At 24.2% G+C, this 417-nt stretch carries 1 protein-coding gene; it reads left to right on the forward strand.

Annotated elements, in window-relative coordinates; genetic code table 11:
* On the forward strand, window positions 1-417 hold a 417-nt coding region (locus AWT72_RS08895; RefSeq protein WP_156413163.1), incomplete at both ends, for a DeoR family transcriptional regulator.

Below are 417 nucleotides of genomic sequence, written 5' to 3' on the forward strand. Positions count from 1 at the left end.
TAGAAAAACAAATGAATGTTTCAGCTATAACTATAAGGCGAGACGTTATAAAAATGGAAACATTGGGACTTCTAAATAGAATATCAGGTGGAATTGAAAATAAAAGTATTAGTCAAGATATAGACTATAATTTAAGAAGTAAAAAAAATTTAAGCGCAAAAAAAGCAGTAGCAAAAAAAGCAAGTAAATATATAAAAAATAATCTCATTATTTTTTTAGATGCTGGTACCACTATATTTGAACTCATACCTTATTTAAAAGGAAAAAATATAACAGCAATAACTAATTGTATAGAACATATAAATAAACTAATTAAAAATGAAATTAACTTCATTTTATTAGGTGGTTATGTAAAACCTAGCACTAAGGCAACAGTAGGAATAGAAACTTTAAATCAACTAGATAAATTTAATTTTG

Source organism: Oceanivirga salmonicida, assembly GCF_001517915.1.
In the GTDB taxonomy this organism is placed as follows: domain Bacteria; phylum Fusobacteriota; class Fusobacteriia; order Fusobacteriales; family Leptotrichiaceae; genus Oceanivirga; species Oceanivirga salmonicida.